General features: G+C 55.6%; 14 protein-coding genes, 1 tRNA gene and 1 riboswitch. Of the genes, 5 read left to right on the top strand and 10 right to left on the bottom strand.

Going from position 1 to position 17,985, the window contains the following annotated elements; all coding sequences use genetic code 11:
- Entirely contained in the window at positions 1-774 is a 774-nt protein-coding gene (locus ACVDG4_RS23190) for a DeoR/GlpR family DNA-binding transcription regulator (RefSeq protein WP_008194524.1), read from the top strand.
- Between the two features lie 80 nt (positions 775-854).
- Here the strand turns inward: ACVDG4_RS23190 and ACVDG4_RS23185 are convergent.
- Positions 855-930 (bottom strand) — tRNA-Glu (locus ACVDG4_RS23185).
- A gap of 111 nt (positions 931-1,041) precedes the next feature.
- Positions 1,042-1,398, bottom strand: a complete 357-nt coding sequence (locus ACVDG4_RS23180; protein ID WP_040451014.1) for a hypothetical protein — start codon at positions 1,396-1,398, stop codon at positions 1,042-1,044.
- Here ACVDG4_RS23180 and ACVDG4_RS23175 point away from each other — a divergent pair.
- The 3 genes from ACVDG4_RS23175 (at position 1,397) to ACVDG4_RS23165 (ending at position 5,838) form a co-directional block, all read left to right on the top strand.
- Entirely contained in the window at positions 1,397-2,422 is a 1,026-nt protein-coding gene (locus tag ACVDG4_RS23175) for an RluA family pseudouridine synthase (RefSeq protein ID WP_447236828.1), read from the top strand. The genes ACVDG4_RS23180 and ACVDG4_RS23175 overlap by 2 nt on opposite strands.
- Positions 2,423-2,589: 167 nt before the next feature.
- Positions 2,590-3,477, top strand: a complete 888-nt coding sequence (gene rpoH, locus ACVDG4_RS23170) for an RNA polymerase sigma factor RpoH (RefSeq protein WP_040451015.1) — start codon at positions 2,590-2,592, stop codon at positions 3,475-3,477.
- Positions 3,478-3,618: 141 nt separating this feature from the next.
- Entirely contained in the window at positions 3,619-5,838 is a 2,220-nt protein-coding gene (locus tag ACVDG4_RS23165; protein WP_447236827.1) for a CHASE2 domain-containing protein, read from the top strand.
- 37 nt (positions 5,839-5,875) lie between these two features.
- On the opposite strand, the gene ACVDG4_RS23160 is transcribed toward ACVDG4_RS23165, so the two are convergent.
- The 4 genes from ACVDG4_RS23160 to ACVDG4_RS23145 all read right to left on the bottom strand — a co-directional run bounded on the left by ACVDG4_RS23160 (position 5,876) and on the right by ACVDG4_RS23145 (position 11,207).
- Positions 5,876-6,817: an ABC transporter substrate-binding protein gene (locus ACVDG4_RS23160; RefSeq protein ID WP_133951472.1), complete on the bottom strand. Its 942-nt coding sequence runs from the start codon at positions 6,815-6,817 to the stop codon at positions 5,876-5,878.
- Positions 6,818-6,840: 23 nt separating this feature from the next.
- Positions 6,841-7,593: an ABC transporter permease gene (locus ACVDG4_RS23155; RefSeq protein WP_447236826.1), complete on the bottom strand. Its 753-nt coding sequence runs from the start codon at positions 7,591-7,593 to the stop codon at positions 6,841-6,843.
- A 154-nt stretch (positions 7,594-7,747) separates the two neighbouring features.
- Positions 7,748-7,854, bottom strand: a riboswitch (TPP riboswitch).
- A 78-nt stretch (positions 7,855-7,932) separates the two neighbouring features.
- Positions 7,933-9,675 carry a hypothetical protein gene (locus ACVDG4_RS23150; RefSeq protein ID WP_447236825.1) on the bottom strand — a complete coding sequence of 581 codons (1,743 nt, stop codon included), beginning with the start codon at positions 9,673-9,675 and terminating at the stop codon, positions 7,933-7,935.
- Between the two features lie 239 nt (positions 9,676-9,914).
- On the bottom strand, positions 9,915-11,207 hold the full coding sequence (locus tag ACVDG4_RS23145; RefSeq protein ID WP_133951466.1) for an adenylosuccinate synthase: 1,293 nt from the start codon (positions 11,205-11,207) through the stop codon (positions 9,915-9,917).
- Between the two features lie 302 nt (positions 11,208-11,509).
- Here ACVDG4_RS23145 and ACVDG4_RS23140 point away from each other — a divergent pair, with 302 nt between their 5' ends.
- Positions 11,510-12,415 carry a DMT family transporter gene (locus tag ACVDG4_RS23140; protein ID WP_447236824.1) on the top strand — a complete coding sequence of 302 codons (906 nt, stop codon included), beginning with the start codon at positions 11,510-11,512 and terminating at the stop codon, positions 12,413-12,415.
- Positions 12,416-12,454: 39 nt separating this feature from the next.
- On the opposite strand, the gene serA is transcribed toward ACVDG4_RS23140, so the two are convergent.
- The 4 genes from serA to glmM all read right to left on the bottom strand — a co-directional run bounded on the left by serA (position 12,455) and on the right by glmM (position 17,848).
- Entirely contained in the window at positions 12,455-14,041 is a 1,587-nt protein-coding gene (gene serA / locus ACVDG4_RS23135; RefSeq protein ID WP_133951462.1) for a phosphoglycerate dehydrogenase, read from the bottom strand.
- A 78-nt stretch (positions 14,042-14,119) separates the two neighbouring features.
- Positions 14,120-15,298, bottom strand: a complete 1,179-nt coding sequence (locus ACVDG4_RS23130) for a phosphoserine transaminase (RefSeq protein WP_447236823.1) — start codon at positions 15,296-15,298, stop codon at positions 14,120-14,122.
- 158 nt (positions 15,299-15,456) lie between these two features.
- Entirely contained in the window at positions 15,457-16,272 is an 816-nt protein-coding gene (locus tag ACVDG4_RS23125) for an outer membrane protein (protein WP_166672791.1), read from the bottom strand.
- Positions 16,273-16,504: 232 nt separating this feature from the next.
- Positions 16,505-17,848, bottom strand: a complete 1,344-nt coding sequence (glmM, locus tag ACVDG4_RS23120; RefSeq protein ID WP_422021085.1) for a phosphoglucosamine mutase — start codon at positions 17,846-17,848, stop codon at positions 16,505-16,507.
- Positions 17,849-17,985 lie beyond the last annotated feature (137 nt).

Genomic DNA, 17,985 nt, shown 5'->3' with positions numbered 1-17,985 from the left:
ATGCTTATCGAACGCCATAACGCCATTCTCGAACTGGCCCGCCAGATGGGCCGTGTCAGCGTGGACGACTTGGCGAAAAGATTCGAAGTCAGTCCACAGACCATTCGAAAAGACTTGAATGAGCTGTGTGAGCGCCGCCTTCTCGCACGCACGCACGGCGGAGCCTTGCTCTCATCTGGTATTGAAAACGTCGGCTATGAAGCAAGGCGCATCATTTCCAGCAAGGAAAAGGCTGATATTGGTTCCAGTGTCGCTGCACTCATTCCCGACAATGCGTCTATTTTCATCAATATCGGCACGACAACTGAGGCGGTCGCACAGGCGCTGTTGCAACACCACGGACTGATGGTGATCACCAACAACCTGAATGTCGCCAGCTTGATGCGGGGTTATTCCCAGATTGAAGTGGTTGTTGCCGGCGGGGTTTTAAGGCATGCGGACGGCGGAATTGTCGGCGAAGCCGCAGTTGATTTCATGCGCCAATTCAAGGTGGATTTTGCAGTGATAGGCGCCTCTGCCATTGATCCGGACGGGTCTTTGCTCGACTACGATTATCGCGAAGTCAAAGTCACCAAAACGATCATGGAAAATGCTCGGCATGTGATCCTGGCAGCGGACAGCACCAAGTTTGAGCGCACCGCGCCCGTCCGGGTTGGCCACCTCTCGCAAGTTACGACGCTTGTAACCGACCGTTGCCCGAGCCCGGAATTCGCGACGATTGCAAAAGACTCAGATACGCAGCTTATCGAAACTGAAAACCTGCCGGCCATCTAGAAGCGGCCAAGTGGTAAGGCTTTTCGAAACCAGCCACTTTTGACCAGTTGAAAAATAGGCACTAGATATCGAGAGAAAGTTGGCACGCCCAACGGGACTCGAACCCGTGTTTCCGCCGTGAAAGGGCGGCGTCCTAGACCGCTAGACGATGGGCGCGCGGGGCTTGAAAGTTGTTTGTTTCAAGCCGAGGACCGTGCGTATAAAGGGGGTTAGAGCAGGACGCAAGCCCCCTTGGTCATTTTTTTGAAGTCAACCGGTCTATATCCACTACCGGCCGACGAAAACCGTCCGGCCCAATAATTTTCCATCTTGCGGATCAAACCGGAGCAAGGCGGTGGTGGTGCCTTCACGCACGAGAACGAGCATAATCCCTTCTGATATCGTTGCCTGCAGAACTTCGGCATCAGCACCGACATTTAGGGTTTCAACGATTGCAGCCTCAGATGGATCCGCCTCATAAGTGTTGATCTTGTAAAGGATTGCTGCAAAGACAGCGATAAACCCGGCAAACATGATCAGGGACGACCCGAGCAACAGGCGCTTCAGTTTTGCCTGAACGCGTTCGGTCGCAGGATCTAAAGGGGCATCTTCCGGACCTTCATCCCGGAAATCAGGTTGAGACATGACAGACAATTCCCAAGACGATCCGGCCAGCTTCGACGCGGATTTCATTTTAACGGTTGATCCTGAGGACGCCGGGAAGCGGATAGACGCCGTCCTTGCATCGCATTTGGAAACATTGAGCCGGAACAGAGTTCAGTCACTGATCAAGGCGGGCGACGTTTCCATCGGAGGCGCGAAAATAGGGGAGCCGAAATACCGGGTCAATGAAGGTGACGAGATTACTTTGCATCTTCCTGAACCGGAGGATCCGGATCCCAAAGGCGAAGACATTCCGCTGAGTGTGATTTTCGAAGATGCACATGTCATCGTAATCGACAAACCGGCTGGGTTGGTCGTTCACCCTGGTGCCGGCAACTGGACCGGCACACTTGTCAACGCCTTAATCCATCATTGCGGAGACAGCCTGTCGGGAATAGGCGGAGTGAAACGTCCCGGCATTGTTCACCGGATTGACAAAGACACGTCAGGTCTGCTGGTTGTCGCCAAAACGGATCATGCACATCAAGGGCTAGCAGCACAATTTGCAGATCATGGCCGCACCGGACCACTGGAGCGCGCATATTCCGCGCTTGTGTGGGGCGCGCCATCCAGCCTCAAGGGTACGATTGATGCCAATCTGGCCCGTTCTCAGGCAAACCGGCAGAAGATGGCGGTTGTGAAAACGAGCGGGCGCCATGCAATTACGCATTGGCAGGTCAAGGAACGTTTCGGCGCCGCGGACCAGCCTCCACTTGCCTCACTCATGGAATGCAGGCTTGAAACGGGCCGAACTCATCAGATACGGGTCCACATGGCCCATATTGGCCATCCATTGCTTGGCGACGATGATTATGGCTCCGGCTTCAAGACGAAAATCAACCGGTTGGAAGAGCCATTAAAGAGCCTTGTCGGCGGTTTCACCCGGCAAGCTTTGCATGCTGGACTGTTGGCATTTGAGCATCCGGTTTCAGGCGAGACACTGCGCTTTGAAAGCCCATATCCCGATGATTTTGCAAATCTTTTATCCGGATTACAAAAATTTTAGAAAGCCAATTCGCATTGAAGCCATGCAATCGGCAAAATTCAACCTATATTAGCTGTTCGCGTGTGCCGATAGGGAACGCATTGTAACTTGGTTGCCTCAGCCAAACGCCTGCGCTCTGCGGGGCAAAGTGGGGAACCGGGTGATTTCGACGAGAGGGGGTGCATTTAATGGCCCAGAACTTACCGACACTCACTGCAGGGGAAGGCGGACTTAGCCGCTACCTTGATGAGATTCGCAAGTTTCCGATGCTTCAGCCGCAGGAGGAGTACATGCTTGCCAAGCGGTACAAGGAGCACGAAGATCCGGAAGCTGCAGAGCGCCTTGTAAATTCACACCTGCGCCTCGTTGCCAAGATCGCCATGGGTTATCGCGGGTATGGTCTCCCGATTGGCGAGGTCGTGTCCGAAGGCAACGTTGGCCTCATGCAAGCCGTTAAACGTTTTGAGCCCGACAAAGGGTTCCGTTTGGCGACCTATGCCATGTGGTGGATCAAGGCTGCCATCCAGGAATACATTCTCCGTTCTTGGTCACTCGTCAAAATGGGGACGACGGCCAACCAGAAACGCCTGTTCTTCAATCTGCGCCGCCTAAAGGGCAAAATACAAGCGCTGGAAGAGGGCGATCTGAAGCCGCACCAGGTACAGGAAATCGCGACCCGTCTCGGTGTTTCGGAAGAAGAAGTCGTGTCGATGAACCGCCGCCTCGGCGGCGATGCAAGCCTGAACGCACCGATCCGGGCGGAAGCAGATGCTGGCGAGTGGCAGGATTGGCTCGTAGACGAAAGCGATAGCCAGGAAACCTTGCTTGCCAATCAGGAAGAACTCGACATGCGCCGCAAAATGCTCAGCGACGCGATGGACGTTCTAAATGATCGGGAACGCCGGATTTTCGAGGCCCGCCGTTTGTCGGAGGATCCAATGACGCTAGAAGATCTTTCCGGAGAGTTCGGTGTCAGCCGGGAGCGCGTACGGCAAATTGAGGTCCGTGCTTTTGAAAAGGTTCAAAAAGCGGTCCGGAACAGTGCTCGCACGCTTGACCAACAACCAGCCGCGTGAGCGTCTGGAACATAGGTTTACTGAAACGCCGGGCGAAACGCCCGGCGTTTTTTGTTTGCGGGTCCGTCTGAGCTTGCTCCTTGGCGCCTTACCACCCTAGGGTCAGACCACAGCTGGTTAGTTTCAAGACATCAGGCACCAATGGCGTTTCGGATAGACCCTTTTTTTTCACGGCGCGGTTTTGTTGCGCTCACCGCAACCATCGTCCTGATTCTCATGACCGGGCTTCGGATTGCCAATCCGGACTTTCTCGTTGCCGTTCGGGAGCTCACATTCGATTACTATCAACGTTTCAGTCCGCGCGAGTATATGCCCGCCCCAGTTCGGATCGTTGACATTGACGAGACCTCCATCACCGAAATAGGGCAATGGCCGTGGCCACGCACCAAAGTTGCCGAGCTGGTTGAAACCCTGACTGAAATGGGCGCAGCCGCCATTGCATTCGACGTTGTTTTCGCTGAACCAGATCGAACGTCGCCAACGCAAATCCGTGCGTCCCTTCCACCCGAGACGCCAGCGCGTGTTCAGGAAGCTTTGCAACAGCTGCCGGACAATGATGAACGTTTCGCCGCGACGATAGCTAGCGCACCGGTTGTTCTCGGCTTCGCTATCTCGGATCAGTTAACCGGCCGAACGCCGTTGAAAAAAGCCGGCATTGCCTATGGGGGAGCAGATCCAGTTACGATCCTGCCGCCCTTTCCAGCCGCAGTCCCGAGCCTCGACGCACTTCAGCAAAATGCGAGCGGAATCGGATCGATATCCGTCTCTCTCGATGACCGAGACGGCGTCATCCGCCGCATTCCATTGATTGCGAGCGACGGAACCAACGTTTATCCAGGCCTGATCACAGAGGCCCTTCGGGTGGCCCAGGGAGCCAGCGGCTTGATAGTTCGAACGACCAGTGCCAGCGGCGAAGTGGACAGCGGCACTCCAGCAATTACAGACCTCAAAATTGGTGCTTTTGAAGTTCCGACAACAGCTGCAGGGGAAATGTGGGTCCATTACACACCGGACCAATCAAATCGATATCTCCGAGCAATGGACTTTTTTGACCCAGAGAGACACGGCGAACTTGCGCCTTTGATCGAAGGCCAAATTGTGCTGGTCGGCACGTCTGCGGCAGGCCTCCGGGATATCCGAGCAACCGCGATCGGTGAACTGGTTCCAGGTGTGGCAGTGCATGCTCAGGCGCTTGAGCAAATCATCAACGGTCAGTTTCTAACCCGGCCTGATTGGGCAAGTGGCCTAGAGACACTCACGACTTTTTTGGTCGGTGCGGTTTTCATTCTCATCTTACCCATCATTGGCAGCCTTGGAACAGCCTTGCTTGGCGGTATTGTTGCCGCGGTGCTGATCGGCGGTTCTTTCTACCTCTTTTTGGAGAAAGGGCTTCTCATCGACCCGATATACCCAAGCTTGTCGGTTTTTCTTGTCTTCGCTGCAGCAACGGTCATGCTCTATTTTCTGACTGAACGTGAAAAGCGTTTTGTCCGGCAGGCATTCAGTCAATATCTCTCGCCGGATCTCGTGAATCAGCTGGAGAAGGCGCCGGAACAACTGACATTGGGCGGTGAGATACGGCCAATGACCATACTGTTCATGGACATTCGCGGCTTCACGCCAATCTCCGAGCAACTGACGCCGACAGAGCTCGTTACCTTCCTCAATACTCTGCTCTCTCCTCTGTCCGATGCCATCCAGGCCGAAGGGGGAACGATCGACAAGTATATCGGTGACAGCATCATGGCGTTCTGGAATGCCCCAATACCCGTGCCGGACCACGCAGAAAAAGCAGGCCGGGCCAGTCTCGCTATGCTTAAGATTGTCGATGAACTGAACGAGAAAGACGCATTCGGTTTCAAGGCGCGCGGATTAAAAGCACAGACGGTTCAGATCGGTATAGGTCTGAACAGCGGCGATGCCTGCGTTGGCAACATGGGCTCAGAGCACCGGTTCAATTATTCTGTGATCGGCGATGCGGTAAACGTGGCATCGAGGATTGAATCAAGTTGCAAGGCAGTGGGCGCAGATCTCCTCGTCTCGGAAGAGACAAGAAAGCAGGCACCGGAGCTGGCCTACCTGGAAGCCGGCGAGATTTCTCTCAAAGGCAAAAGCGAAACCGTCACACTGTTTGCGCTGTTAGGCGATGAGAACTACGCAAAATCCGAGGACTTTCAGAGGCTCGCTCAAAATCACAATTCACTTATAAGTGCGATCGAAGCAGGCAATGTAACTGCCGCACATAGTGCTCTCACTACCGCCCAGCAGTCCGCCCCACGGCTCAGCAGCTTTTACGCCCCGTTTGCCGCCCGGATTGCAGACCTCCCCTTGGCGCAAGACGAAAGCAGCGCGGCATCCTGAGACACCGCGCTGCTGATTTCCAAGAAGTTAGTGATGATCAGCGGATCTCGACCGCATAGGTATCGACAGGAACCACTTTAGAGATCAGGTCATTTTCAGCCATGAACTCCGCAAAACGCTGATAGCGGCCTTCATCAAGGGCTGCAGGGCGTTTTGCGAAACGCGGGAGCGTATCGGCCCAGGCGCGTTTGTTCAGCTCGTCATTCAGGTTCGGGTAGGCTTCGATAAACGCGTTCCAGGCTTCGTCCGGATGGTTCGTCAGGAAAATCGTGGCCGCTTCGATGGCCGCCATGAATTTTGCGTAGCGCGGATCATCCGTCTTGTCCTTGTGAACAACGTAGATCAGCTCGTCAAAAATCGGCACACCGTTCTCTTCCGGATAGAACGCCTTACCTTCCTTGCCTTCAATCTCGATCTGAGTGAGCTCGAAATTCCGGTAAGCACCAATGACCGCGTCGACTTGGCCGGACATCAGCGACGGTGACAGAGCAAAGTTGACGTTGATCAGCTCGACATCGTCGACACTGAGATCGACTGACCGCAGCATCTGGCCAAGCATGGCGTCTTCAAACCCGGACACCGAAAATCCGATCTTCTTCCCCTTCAGGTCTTTCAATTCCTTGATCGGACCGTCTTTGAGGACGATGAGAGAGTTCAATGGTGTCTCTACGAGCGTTCCGATCCACTTGAGCGGAAGTCCTTCCTCGATCTGGGCGTGCAAAGTCGGCTGATAGGAAATGGCAATGTCGCCCTGTCCCGCTGCAACCAGTTTCGGCGGCATTGCGGGGTCGGCAGGTTCTATCAATTCGACATCCAGACCTTCTGCCTCAAAGAATCCCATCGCTTGGGCGGTGATCAGCGGTGCGTGGTCGGGATTGGTGAACCAATCCATCAAGACCGTCAGTTTTTCGGCTGCTTGTACAGGTGCCGACGCAAACAGAGCGGCTGCGAAAGCGGCAGAGAGCAGTGTTTTTTTCATTCAATCCTCCAAGGAAAAGCAGATCAGTCTTCAACCTGCCAAGGAACAAGAAACCGGGTGAAGTGGTCTACGGCGAACCGCAACAACAGCACCATGAGAGCGAGCAGGATCAGCGCGGCAAACATCACGTCCGTCTGCATCCGCGCGTTGCTTTGAAGCATGATGAAAGCGAGCCCGCCCTTCGCGCCGACCCACTCTCCGACAATCGCACCGATTGGCGCGAAAACAGCCGCGATCCTCAAGCCTGAGGCCAAGGCAGGCATGGCAGACGGCAGCCGGAACACCCAAAGTTCCTTGAGGCGGGATAGACGATAAAGGCGGCTGAGGTCCGAAAGCCCGGGATCAAGGCGGCGCAGCCCATCATAGAACGTGGAGGTCACGGCAAAGAAGATCACCAAAACCGCCATTACAATTTTGGAGGCTAGGCCAAATCCGAGCCACAAAACGAGGATCGGCGCGATCGCAAAAACGGGCAAGGCCTGGGTGACGAGGATTGTCGGCATAATCGCCCGTTTGGCCACGGGAAACACCCAAATCAGGATCGCCAAAAGGCACCCTGCAGCGACCCCAAAGACGAAGCCGAGAAGTGTCTCGGAAAAGGTGATGCTTGCATGGTGCAGGAGAAACAGGCCCTGGTTCTGAAACGCAGCAAAAACGCGCCCCGGACCAGGCAGCATATACGGCGGGATTTCAAAGAAACGGACCAAGGCCGCCCAAATAAAAACGGCGACCGCGACGCCGGCACAGCGTTTCAGCAGGAAAACCAAAACCGTCATAGATCGCCGCTCCCTACCGGGATGGCATATGGTTTTGTGAATCTATAAAGGGCAGACAGCTGTTGTACAGCGTGTGCCCCGCGCATTAGCGCATAAGCAGACATAAGGATCTCCTGCCTTCAGCAAAGCCGAAAATGACACTGGAGATCCGGGAAGAGGCTAAGGTTTCCGTCCCTTCGCCGGCATGACCCGGATCAGGTTCTAAGGGTTCGGCGCGATGCCATCTCAGTTCCGGAAACCAGAACACCCCTCGGACCAAGCGGGACAATGCCCCGCCAATTTACAAATTGCAAGAGAAACTGCGGAGCACCCGCTAAAAACGCAAGATGCTGGATCTGCTTAGCCGGCTTGCCAGGCGGTGACTGCCTTTTCAACGGCATCTTCGCCGATGGGGCCCTTCTCGAGCGTAAGAATGCCGCGTTTGCCATTCTCATAAAGCATCGGGATGTCGATCCAGCCACGCTCACGCAGAAGTGCCAAATTGCGTTGTTGCTCATTGGGCAAGCTGGACAACGCAATCCAAAAAAAGCCGGGAGAGACCTTCACGGATGCCCCGATCAAGGCATCGCCGCGCGCTTCCTCGGTCGGCTTCATGACCAAGCCGGGAACATTGACGATATCGCCACCGGAAAACCCTTCTGGCAGCTCATATTTGATTTCAACCAAGTGGCTTGCCGGCAGGGAGGTATCGTCGTTGGGCTTGATACGGATATCGACTTTGATATCCCGCTCCGGAATTTCGACGGCAGCGGAGAGGACGGACTGCGCTTCACCGCCAAGATCGGTCTCTTCGCCAAGTGTCCAGATGACGGCTCCTTGTGCCGCAGTGCCGGTAGAGCTGGCATCTGCCCCTTCCTCATAAAGGATGGAACGTTGCGCTCCGGAAGCCGGCACCTGGGCTGCCGGTGTAGGCTCGGATTGCTCTGGGCTCACTGCAGCAAGACTGTCCGGTTGAACGCCCTGGCTTACCCCGGCGCTGTCCGTTGCTGGCGTATCGACATCGGCGGATGGGGTGCTTTCCACATTCGTCACGATCGACGGCTGAGCAACAGTCCCCGGTGCGGTTTCTTGCGGGTTGATGGTTGTAGTTGTCACTGCGCGCGCGTCAGGCGCAACCACATTTGCATCGGTCTCATTCAAAAGACGATCAGTGTTCTTGCTCGCCTCGTCTGCATCTTCCGAGGATGCGGCCACGGTGTCTTCGACGGGTGCCACTGGTTCGGTAACAGCCGTTGTTTCCGGCTCTTGTGAAACAGCCGGTGCGGCGTCGGTCACAGCCTCATCAGACGGCCCGGACAAGAAGAAATAGGCAGCGGCTCCAAGAACCAGAACGGCAACCACAGCAGCAGCTGCAATCGGCACTGTCCGGCTTTTTTCTTCCGAACCGCGAAGCGCCGCTGAAGCAGACGATCTTGAACGGCTGGCGCGGGACGAGACTGGGGCGTCTGTTAAGCCTGCTGTTCCGGTCTGCGGCTGAACCACCTCATCTTCAAAGAGCGGTTCTGTTTGAGAGACTTGATCATCCGAGACTGGAGCCGGTTCGACTGAAACAGGGTCATAGGCCGGAGGTGTCTCAGGTGAGGATACTGGACCTTCGGGCTCAGCCAGACTTGAACCAGTCGTTCCTGATAGAGGCGCGGCTTGTGGCGGGCTGTCATATGAAGCATCGGACGAAGGAGCACTTGCGGGCTCTTCGACTGGATAGGCAGACGGCTCCGGAGATGTCACCTGCGGTGCAGGCGCCGCCGGGGTCTCAACTGGAGAAGTCGTGGTGGCCGCAGGAACAGACGGTGCCGGCTCCGGCTCGCGAACCGGCGGTGCAGCTGGGGTGGCAGGCGCCGGCGGCGTAGATGGCTGCAATCCCAGGCTTTCTCTGGCAGCTTCCGCCTCGACCTTCCGGATTGCCTCTTCCAGACGAAGTTGTTCTGCTGTGATTTCCGATGGCGACAGTGGCGGCTCATAGGCCTTGAGCTGATTCACGATGGCATTACGCGCACGGCTGTAAACGCTGCGCCGCGCTGCACCGTTGCTTTCGGGCAAGGACGCGATCGTTTTCTTTAGTATCGAATAGTAATCAGCCATCTTCCTGCCTACCGGCCAACTGCACTCCTGCGTCTCCTGGATCAGATTCGCGACTTCTTCGTGACTTATACTAAGCTTTCGAAGAGATTTTCGCCTATCAGATCGCGCGAGACGCGCACAATTGTCGCTCCATCTTGCTTCTGATGCCGGAGACCCCGGACTTCAAAAGCTGCCGAGTGCGCAGCGATTCGCAACGCACTCTAAGCATCTTTGATATTGTCTTGTTTACGTCAATTCGCTCAGTCTTGGAAAGGATTCTGCACAAGAATTGTGTCATCGCGTTCCGGACTGGTCGACAAGATCGCGACCGGTGCACCGATCAGCTCTTCAACATGCCGTACGTATTTGATCGCTTGCGCCGGAAGCTCAGCCCAAGTCCGCGCACCTTCAGTGGATTCTTTCCAACCCGGCATGCTCTCATAGATCGGCTTGACCCGTTCCTGGGCGCCTTGTGACGCTGGAAGATAGTCGATGCGCTCACCGTCGAGTTCGTAGCCAACGCAAATCTTGATTTCCTCAAGACCATCCAGAACATCAAGCTTGGTCAGTGCGATACCATTGATACCGGACGTGCAAACGGTCTGGCGCACAAGAACCGCATCAAACCAGCCACAACGGCGGCGGCGGCCGGTCACCGTGCCGAACTCGTGACCACGCGTCCCGAGAAACTCACCGACCTCGTTTTCCTGCTCGGTCGGGAAAGGCCCCTCGCCCACACGCGTGGTGTACGCCTTCGTAATACCGAGAACATAGTCTACCGACCCTGGTCCAAGGCCACAGCCGGTCGCAGCCTGCCCGGCGACCGTGTTGGAAGATGTCACGAACGGGTATGTCCCATGGTCGATGTCGAGAAGTGCGCCTTGAGCCCCTTCAAAGAGGATCCGTTTGCCTTGGCGGCGTTGCTCGTCGAGCAGGTACCAGACCTTGTCCATGTAAGGCAGAACCTGATCTGCGACGCTGGACAGCTCTTCGAAAATGACATCCGCTGAGATTTCGTCCTGCCCAAGCCCCCGGCGCAAAGCGTTGTGGTGGGTCAAGAGCCGGTCGATTTTCGCCGGAAGCGTTGTAAGGTTTTTCAGATCCATCAGACGGATCGCACGGCGGCCGACCTTATCTTCGTATGCCGGACCAATACCGCGTTTTGTTGTGCCGATTTTGGTGCCGGTGTTGGAGTTTTCACGAAGAGCGTCCAGTTCCCGGTGCAAAGACAGGATCAAGGTTGCGTTCTCAGCCACCCGCAGGCTTTCAGGCGTAACAACTACGCCTTGCTCGCCGAGCCGTTTGACCTCTTCGGCCAACGCATGTGGATCCAGCACAACACCATTGCCGATCACAGACAATTTGCCTGGACGGGCCACACCGGATGGCAGCAAGGAGAGCTTGTAGCTCACACCGTCAATAACGAGTGTATGTCCAGCGTTGTGTCCGCCCTGGAACCTTACAATGACATCGGCTTGTTCCGACAACCAGTCGACAATCTTGCCTTTGCCTTCGTCACCCCATTGCGAACCGACAACAACCACATTCGCCATCTAGCTTTTGCTCTCCTAAAGCAGGTTCGTGACGTCCTTGACGCCAACACAACAAGCCCCGGACAAGGCCCCGGGGCAAACGGCGCGGACTATAGACAGGATTGGTTTGCCGCGCGAGTCTTCCCAGCCATTTAATTGAAGAATTGCGCAAGCTACCGAACAAACTCTCCCCAATTCCGGTTCTTGTTCGTTTTATCGCTGTGCAAGACAAGCCTGAACGTCCAACATTCGCTCGGTTTTCGGGTGTCGGGAACCAAAAACACATGGTACCCGGGAGACATTCACCTGGTTGGAGCTCCCACATGAAATTGCAGCATTGGATCTTGCTGATGTGTCTCGGCGCGATTTGGGGCGGATCGTTTATCTTTGCCAAGGTTGCGGTTGCCGAGATGCCTCCGCTGACTCTGGTTTTTTTCCGCGTCGCATCCGCCTGCCTCGCCCTTTGGCTTGTGCTCTGGGCCCAAGGCACCTTGAAGCAGTTTCCTATCAAGATGGCGGCCTCGTTTCTAGCAATGGGCCTCTTGAACAACGTTATTCCGTTTTCGCTGCTCTTTGCAGGACAAACTGTGATCGGGGCAGGTCTTGCGTCTATCCTCAACGCAACGACACCGGTCTTCACCGTTTTGGTCGCCGGAGTCCTATTCCGCCAGGAAACTCTCGGCATTCACAAGATTACCGGTATTGCTCTCGGAATCGCTGGCGTCGCAACCATGCTCTCCGGCAGTTTGTCCGGCATAGTCTCAGACCCTTTATGGGCTCAGGTGGCATGTCTGGGAGCGGCGCTATCCTATGCCTTTGCAGCAACCTTTGCTAAACGCTTCAAAGGCCTCCCGCCCCTGATCTCGGCAACTGGTCAACTGTCCGGATCAACCCTAATCATGGCCCCGATCGCTCTGTTCGCATCCGGTTCTTGGAGCGTGGCGGATCCAAGCATAATTGCCTGGCTCAACGTTCTCGCGCTCGGGATCTTCGCGACTGCCCTTGCTTACCTAATGTACTTCCGGCTTCTGGCCGAAGCTGGCGCGACCAACGCTTCGCTGGTTACGCTTCTGGTGCCCGCCAGCGCCTTGTTTTTTGGATGGTTATTGTTGGGCGAAGAATTGTCGGCAATCCAACTGGGCGGCTTCGCACTCTTGTTGAGTGGGCTGATCGTTCTTGATGGGCGGCTCTTCGCCCGTTTCAAACCAGTATCCACACCAACCAAATAGCAAGCGCCCGGATGACATCTCATCCGGGCGCCATTAGTGTCAAAAGCGAAGCGGCTTGACTTGCTTCACATGGGAGACCGTCTCCAATCGGGCCATGACCTCTTTTGAGACCGGGGCATCCACTTCAACAAGACATATCGCTTCCTCTCCTGGCGCTGTCCGGCCGAGGTTGAAGGTCGCAATATTTACCTCGTTGTTGCCAAGTTCCATTCCAAGATGGCCGATAAAACCCGGTTTGTCTTCGTTGGTGATGTAAAGCATGTGCTCGCCGAGCTCAGCTTCCATATTGATGCCCTTCACCTGGATGATCCGAGGCTTGCCGTCGGCGAACACAGTCCCGGCAACGGAGCGGCTTTGACGTTCTGTTTCCACAGTCAGGCGAATGTAGGTCTCATACGCCCCTTGCTTGTCCCGCCGGACCTCTTCGATTTGCATGCCCCTTTCCTTCGCCAGGATAGGTGCAGAGACCATGTTGACGGTCTGCAAAAGCGGTGTCAGCAAACCGGTGAGTGCTGCCGACGTCAGCGCCTGAACGTTCATGTCGGCGACGGCACCGGCATACTCCAAGCGAACGCGTTCAATCCCGGTTTCAGTGAGCTGTCCAGCGAAAGACCCCAACTGCTCGGCCAACCGGACAAATGGCGCCAGTTTCGGCGCTTCTTCCGCCGTGATTGACGGCATGTTGAGTGCATTCCGGACAGCACCGCTCAAGAGGTAGTCGCACATTTGCTCGGCAACTTGCAGAGCAACGTTCTCTTGGGCTTCCTCCGTTGAGGCTCCAAGATGCGGTGTGGACACGAAGTTCGGCGCACCGAAAAGCACATTTTCCTTGGCCGGTTCATCGACAAAGACGTCGAAAGCGGCGCCCGCAAGTTTCCCGCTATCAAGTGCATCACGGACAGCCTGTTCATCAGCAAGACCACCGCGGGCACAGTTGATGAGGTAAGCCCCGTCCCGCATTTGGGCGATCGCGGCCGCATCAATGATGTTCCGCGTCTTATCAGTGAGCGGTGTGTGCAACGTGATGAAGTCAGACCGGGAGAGAAGCCCTTCCAGTTCCACCTTCTCGACGCCGAGCGCAAGCGCCCGTTCCGGCGTCAGGAACGGGTCAAAGGCGATTACCTTCATCTTGAGACCGATACCCCGCTCGGCAACGATCGACCCAATGTTTCCGCAGCCAATCAGGCCCAATGTTTTGCCGGTGATCTCGCGTCCCATGAACCGGGACTTTTCCCATTTGCCGGCCTGAGTCGACGCATCTGCGGCCGGTATTTGACGGGCCACCGCCATCATCATGGAAATCGCGTGTTCGGCCGTCGTGATGGCATTACCGAACGGCGTGTTCATCACGATGATGCCGCGTGCCGTGGCCTTGGGAATGTCGACATTGTCGACGCCGATCCCTGCACGGCCGACAACTTTCAGGTTGTCCGCCGCGGCGATGATTTTTTCGGTCACCTTCGTGGCAGAGCGGATCGCCAGGCCATCATACTGACCGATGATCTCGCGCAGCTTTTCCTTGTCCTTGCCAACATCTGGCAGGAAATCCGCCTCCACGCCGCGATCCTTGAAGATCTGCACGGCAGCTGGAGACAACTTGTCAGAAATCAATACTTTCGGGGCCATATGAGCCTCTCCTTGACATCAATACCTGACCGGGCAGCGTACCGCCCGGCATTGGACTTAGCTGTTCAAAGAACAGGCTCAGGCGGCCTGAGCGTGTTTCGCTTTTTCGGTTTGGAAGGCCCAATCCAGCCAGGATGTCAGCGTTTTAAGGTCACTGGCCTCAACTGTTGCCCCTGCCCAGATCCGAAGACCGGATGGTGCGTCCCGGTAAGCGCCGATGTCATACGCAACGCCTTCACTGTCGAGCAGGGAAACCATGCCCTTTGCGAAAGCGGCCTGCTGCTCGTTGGTCAATGCCAGAATGTCAGGATCAACCACGGTCAGACAGACGGACGTGTTGGACCGGGTGGCGGGATCCTTGGGCAAGAAATCGACCCAGGGCGTCTGGTCAACCCAATCAGCCAGCACCTTGAGGTTACCGTCAGCGCGCGCAACAAGACCCGCCAAACCGCCGAGATCGTCAGCCCATTTCAGGGCATCGAGATAGTCTTCAACGCACAGCATTGACGGCGTGTTGATCGTCTCGCCGCGGAATATCCCTTCAATCAACTTCCCGCCTTTGGTCAGGCGGAAAATCTTCGGCAAGGGCCAAGCCGGAGAATAGGTTTCCAGGCGTTCGACAGCGCGTGGGCTGAGAATCAGCATGCCATGGGCGGCTTCACCGCCAAGCACCTTTTGCCAGGAAAACGTCACCACATCGAGCTTGGCAAAATCCAGCTCTTGAGCGAATGCGGCCGAAGTCGCATCGCAGATTGTCAGACCTTCGCGGTTCGCTGGAATCCAATCTGCGTTCGGCACACGGACGCCCGATGTGGTCCCATTCCATGTGAAGACGACATCATTCGAAAAGTCGACCGTCGCAAGGTCCGGCAGCTCGCCATATGGCGCTTCTATCTCGCGGGCATTTTCCAGCTTCAGTTGTTTGACCACATCGGTCACCCAACCGGATCCGAAGCTTTCCCAGGTGAGCATGTCGACGTCCCGGGCACCGAGCAATGACCACATGGCCATTTCAACTGCGCCGGTATCGGAAGCCGGAACGATGCCAATGCGGTAATCTGCTGGAACGCTCAGCACCTTGCGTGTCAGCTCAATGGCTTCCGCAAGTTTGGCCTTGCCCGGCTTTGCGCGGTGCGACCGTCCAAGCGGTGCATCGGAAAGCGCTTCCAGCGACCAGCCGGGACGCTTGGAGCAGGGACCAGAAGAAAAATTGGGATTGGCCGGACGCACGTCCGGCTTGGAGATAACTATGCTCATTTCAAGTCTACCCTCACAGATAGGAGCCCCTCGTTGGGGAGGGGTGGCCCACCTATGGGGATAAAGCCGAACGGCAGTTACGTCAATTCAATTGCGAAAAAGAGGAGAAAAAGGGCCGGTCGATGACCAGCCCTTTCGCCAACACGTATGCTGGATAATCAGAAATTGCTCGTGATCGGCCCGGCTGGATAATATGCCGGAGCCGCTGCAGGTGCATTGAATGTGTAGCGCGCACCAATGCGGAACTCGTGAGCGGTCAGATCTTCCCAGACTTCACGGGATTCACCTGTGCCAACGTTATAAAGCTTCACGGTTTTCGCTTCGCCGAGGTCCTTATACCGGTAACCCGCATCGATGCTCCAATTCGGCGTCACAGCGTATTCTGCACCTGCCATCAAGGCCCAGGCAAAATTCCAATCGCCGTTGCTGCCGTCGTAGCTGGAGAACGTGCCGTCCGGGTTGAGGGACGTTTTGTTGCTGGCGCTCACGTATGACGCACCGATACCGGCACCGACATAAGGTGTGATCCGGTTCCAGGTCGCAAGATCGACATAACCGTTCAGCATGACGGTCCAGACGTCGATGTCAGCTTTCTCCGTCGAAAACTGGCCTGCAGCCGCACAGCCACCACACGGCGCGTAGCCGGTTGCAGTTGCCTTGGCTTCATAATCGACCGTGACATCACTTCTAAAGTAGCGGTTGAACTGATAACCGACACCTGCGCCAATCATCCAGGTGTTGTCGAGGCTTTCGCGCTCATATCGCAGTCCACCGATCGCGGAGTCGCTGAAGCTTCCACTGGGGTCGCCGTAGACCTTGTAGCCGATATCACCGCGCAAGTAGAAACCGCCAACGGCCGCAGGGGCGACTGGAACGTGTTCTATGACCGGCGTCGGCAAGTCTGCTGCAAAACCCGCAGTGGACAGCACAACAGCAAAGCCGGTCAAAGACAAACGTTTAAAAAATTTATCCATGTCTTCGTCCTCTTTCGATGTAGCGTCTGCATTTCATTGCCGACACACCAATCTCGAGGCCAAAAATGACGCGTATTCATTAAGGTTGACTTAACTGTGTTCTTTAACCGAGTTTTTTTACGTAAATGAATGGTAAATCCTACGCCTCGCTTTTTACCAAACATTAAAAAAGCCAGCTGAATCAGCTGGCTTTATTGTTAAGAACGTAAGTGAACCTCAGAGGGGGCAGGCGCTACGCGGCGGAAGACGCAACAACCCCGGCAATATCGTTCACAACTTGTTTAACCAAATCCGCGTCATCGCCTTCAGCCATAACCCGAATCAAAGGTTCTGTCCCAGAAGCCCTGATCACGAGACGGCCGGATGTTCCGAGACGGGCTTCGCCGTCCTCAATAGCAGATTTTACCTCGGAATGCTGGAGCGGCGCGCCGCCTTTGTAACGGACGTTTTTCAGGATTTGCGGAACAGGTTCAAACCGGCGGCAAACTTCTGACACGGGTTTATCCTGCTGCTTGATGCAAGCCATAATCTGAAGTGCCGCGATCAGACCGTCACCCGTGGTCGCGAAGTCCGACAAAACAATATGGCCAGACTGCTCCCCACCCACGTTGAAGCCATTGGCGCGCATGTGTTCGACCACATAACGGTCGCCGACTTTCGTGCGCTCAAGACCGAGCCCCAAATCCCCCAAATACCGTTCCAAGCCAAGGTTGGACATAACAGTTGCAACGATGCCATTGCCTGCCAAGCGGCCATTGGCTTGCCAGGATTGGGCAACCACCGCCATCAACTGGTCACCGTCAACGACGTTTCCGTTTTCATCTACGATGATCACCCGGTCCGCATCGCCATCAAGAGCGATGCCGATGTCGGCGCGCACTTCATGAACCTTTTTGGACAACGCATCTGTGGAGGTCGACCCGCAGTCTTTGTTGATGTTGAACCCGTCCGGAGACACGCCCATCCGGATTACATCGGCTCCGAGCTCAAAAAGGGCATCCGGCGCGACTTTGTAGGCAGCGCCATTGGCGCAATCGACAACGACCCGCAGGCCTTCAAGGCTCATCTTACGCGGCAAGGTGCGCTTGGCCGTTTCAATGTAGCGCTCTTGAGCCCCGTCAATTCGTTTGGCCCGACCAAGCTCCTGAGCGCTTGCTAGATGTGGTGTCAGATCACTTTCGACGAGTTCTTCGATGGACTTCTCGATATCGTCACTCAGCTTGAATCCGTCAGGCCCAAAGAACTTGATGCCATTGTCCTGGAAGGGATTGTGAGACGCGGAGATCATGACACCAAGATCGGTACGTAAAGAACGGGTCAGCATCGCAACGGCAGGGGTTGGAAGAGGCCCGAGCAAGAAAACATCCATACCGACCGATGTAAAACCTGCCACCAGCGCATTTTCCAGCATGTAACCGGACAGTCTTGTGTCTTTTCCGATGACAACACGATGGCGATGACCGCCATTCTTAAACACCAGGCCCGCCGCCATGCCGATCTTAAGAGCCATTTCCGCGGTCATAGGATAGGCATTCGCCTGTCCGCGAATACCGTCGGTGCCAAAGAACTTGCGCATAAACCAAACCTTGTCGTTTTCGAATCTTTGTCGTTGTAACCGAGATTACCGTCGCCGTGTCACATCTTATGAGCAAATGTTACCATCGGCGGCCAGTTCATATCTATCCAAACACATGAAAAATGCCCGGTGAGACA

The sequence above is a fragment of the Roseibium sp. MB-4 genome (assembly GCF_053005265.1).
The sequence above is the reverse complement of the archived record's forward strand: the minus strand, read 5'-3'. Positions and strand labels throughout refer to the sequence as shown.

Coding starts and splice junctions, on each gene's coding strand:
- ACVDG4_RS23130 (WP_447236823.1), bottom strand. CDS start 15,298: ATGAGCATAGTTATCTCCAAGCCGGACGTGCGTCCGGCCAATCCCAAT.
- serA (WP_133951462.1), bottom strand. CDS start 14,041: ATGGCCCCGAAAGTATTGATTTCTGACAAGTTGTCTCCAGCTGCCGTG.
- rpoH (WP_040451015.1), top strand. CDS start 2,590: ATGGCCCAGAACTTACCGACACTCACTGCAGGGGAAGGCGGACTTAGC.
- ACVDG4_RS23125 (WP_166672791.1), bottom strand. CDS start 16,272: ATGGATAAATTTTTTAAACGTTTGTCTTTGACCGGCTTTGCTGTTGTG.
- ACVDG4_RS23165 (WP_447236827.1), top strand. CDS start 3,619: ATGGCGTTTCGGATAGACCCTTTTTTTTCACGGCGCGGTTTTGTTGCG.
- ACVDG4_RS23175 (WP_447236828.1), top strand. CDS start 1,397: ATGACAGACAATTCCCAAGACGATCCGGCCAGCTTCGACGCGGATTTC.
- ACVDG4_RS23150 (WP_447236825.1), bottom strand. CDS start 9,675: ATGGCTGATTACTATTCGATACTAAAGAAAACGATCGCGTCCTTGCCC.
- ACVDG4_RS23145 (WP_133951466.1), bottom strand. CDS start 11,207: ATGGCGAATGTGGTTGTTGTCGGTTCGCAATGGGGTGACGAAGGCAAA.
- ACVDG4_RS23140 (WP_447236824.1), top strand. CDS start 11,510: ATGAAATTGCAGCATTGGATCTTGCTGATGTGTCTCGGCGCGATTTGG.
- ACVDG4_RS23190 (WP_008194524.1), top strand. CDS start 1: ATGCTTATCGAACGCCATAACGCCATTCTCGAACTGGCCCGCCAGATG.
- ACVDG4_RS23160 (WP_133951472.1), bottom strand. CDS start 6,817: ATGAAAAAAACACTGCTCTCTGCCGCTTTCGCAGCCGCTCTGTTTGCG.
- ACVDG4_RS23180 (WP_040451014.1), bottom strand. CDS start 1,398: ATGTCTCAACCTGATTTCCGGGATGAAGGTCCGGAAGATGCCCCTTTA.
- ACVDG4_RS23155 (WP_447236826.1), bottom strand. CDS start 7,593: ATGACGGTTTTGGTTTTCCTGCTGAAACGCTGTGCCGGCGTCGCGGTC.
- glmM (WP_422021085.1), bottom strand. CDS start 17,848: ATGCGCAAGTTCTTTGGCACCGACGGTATTCGCGGACAGGCGAATGCC.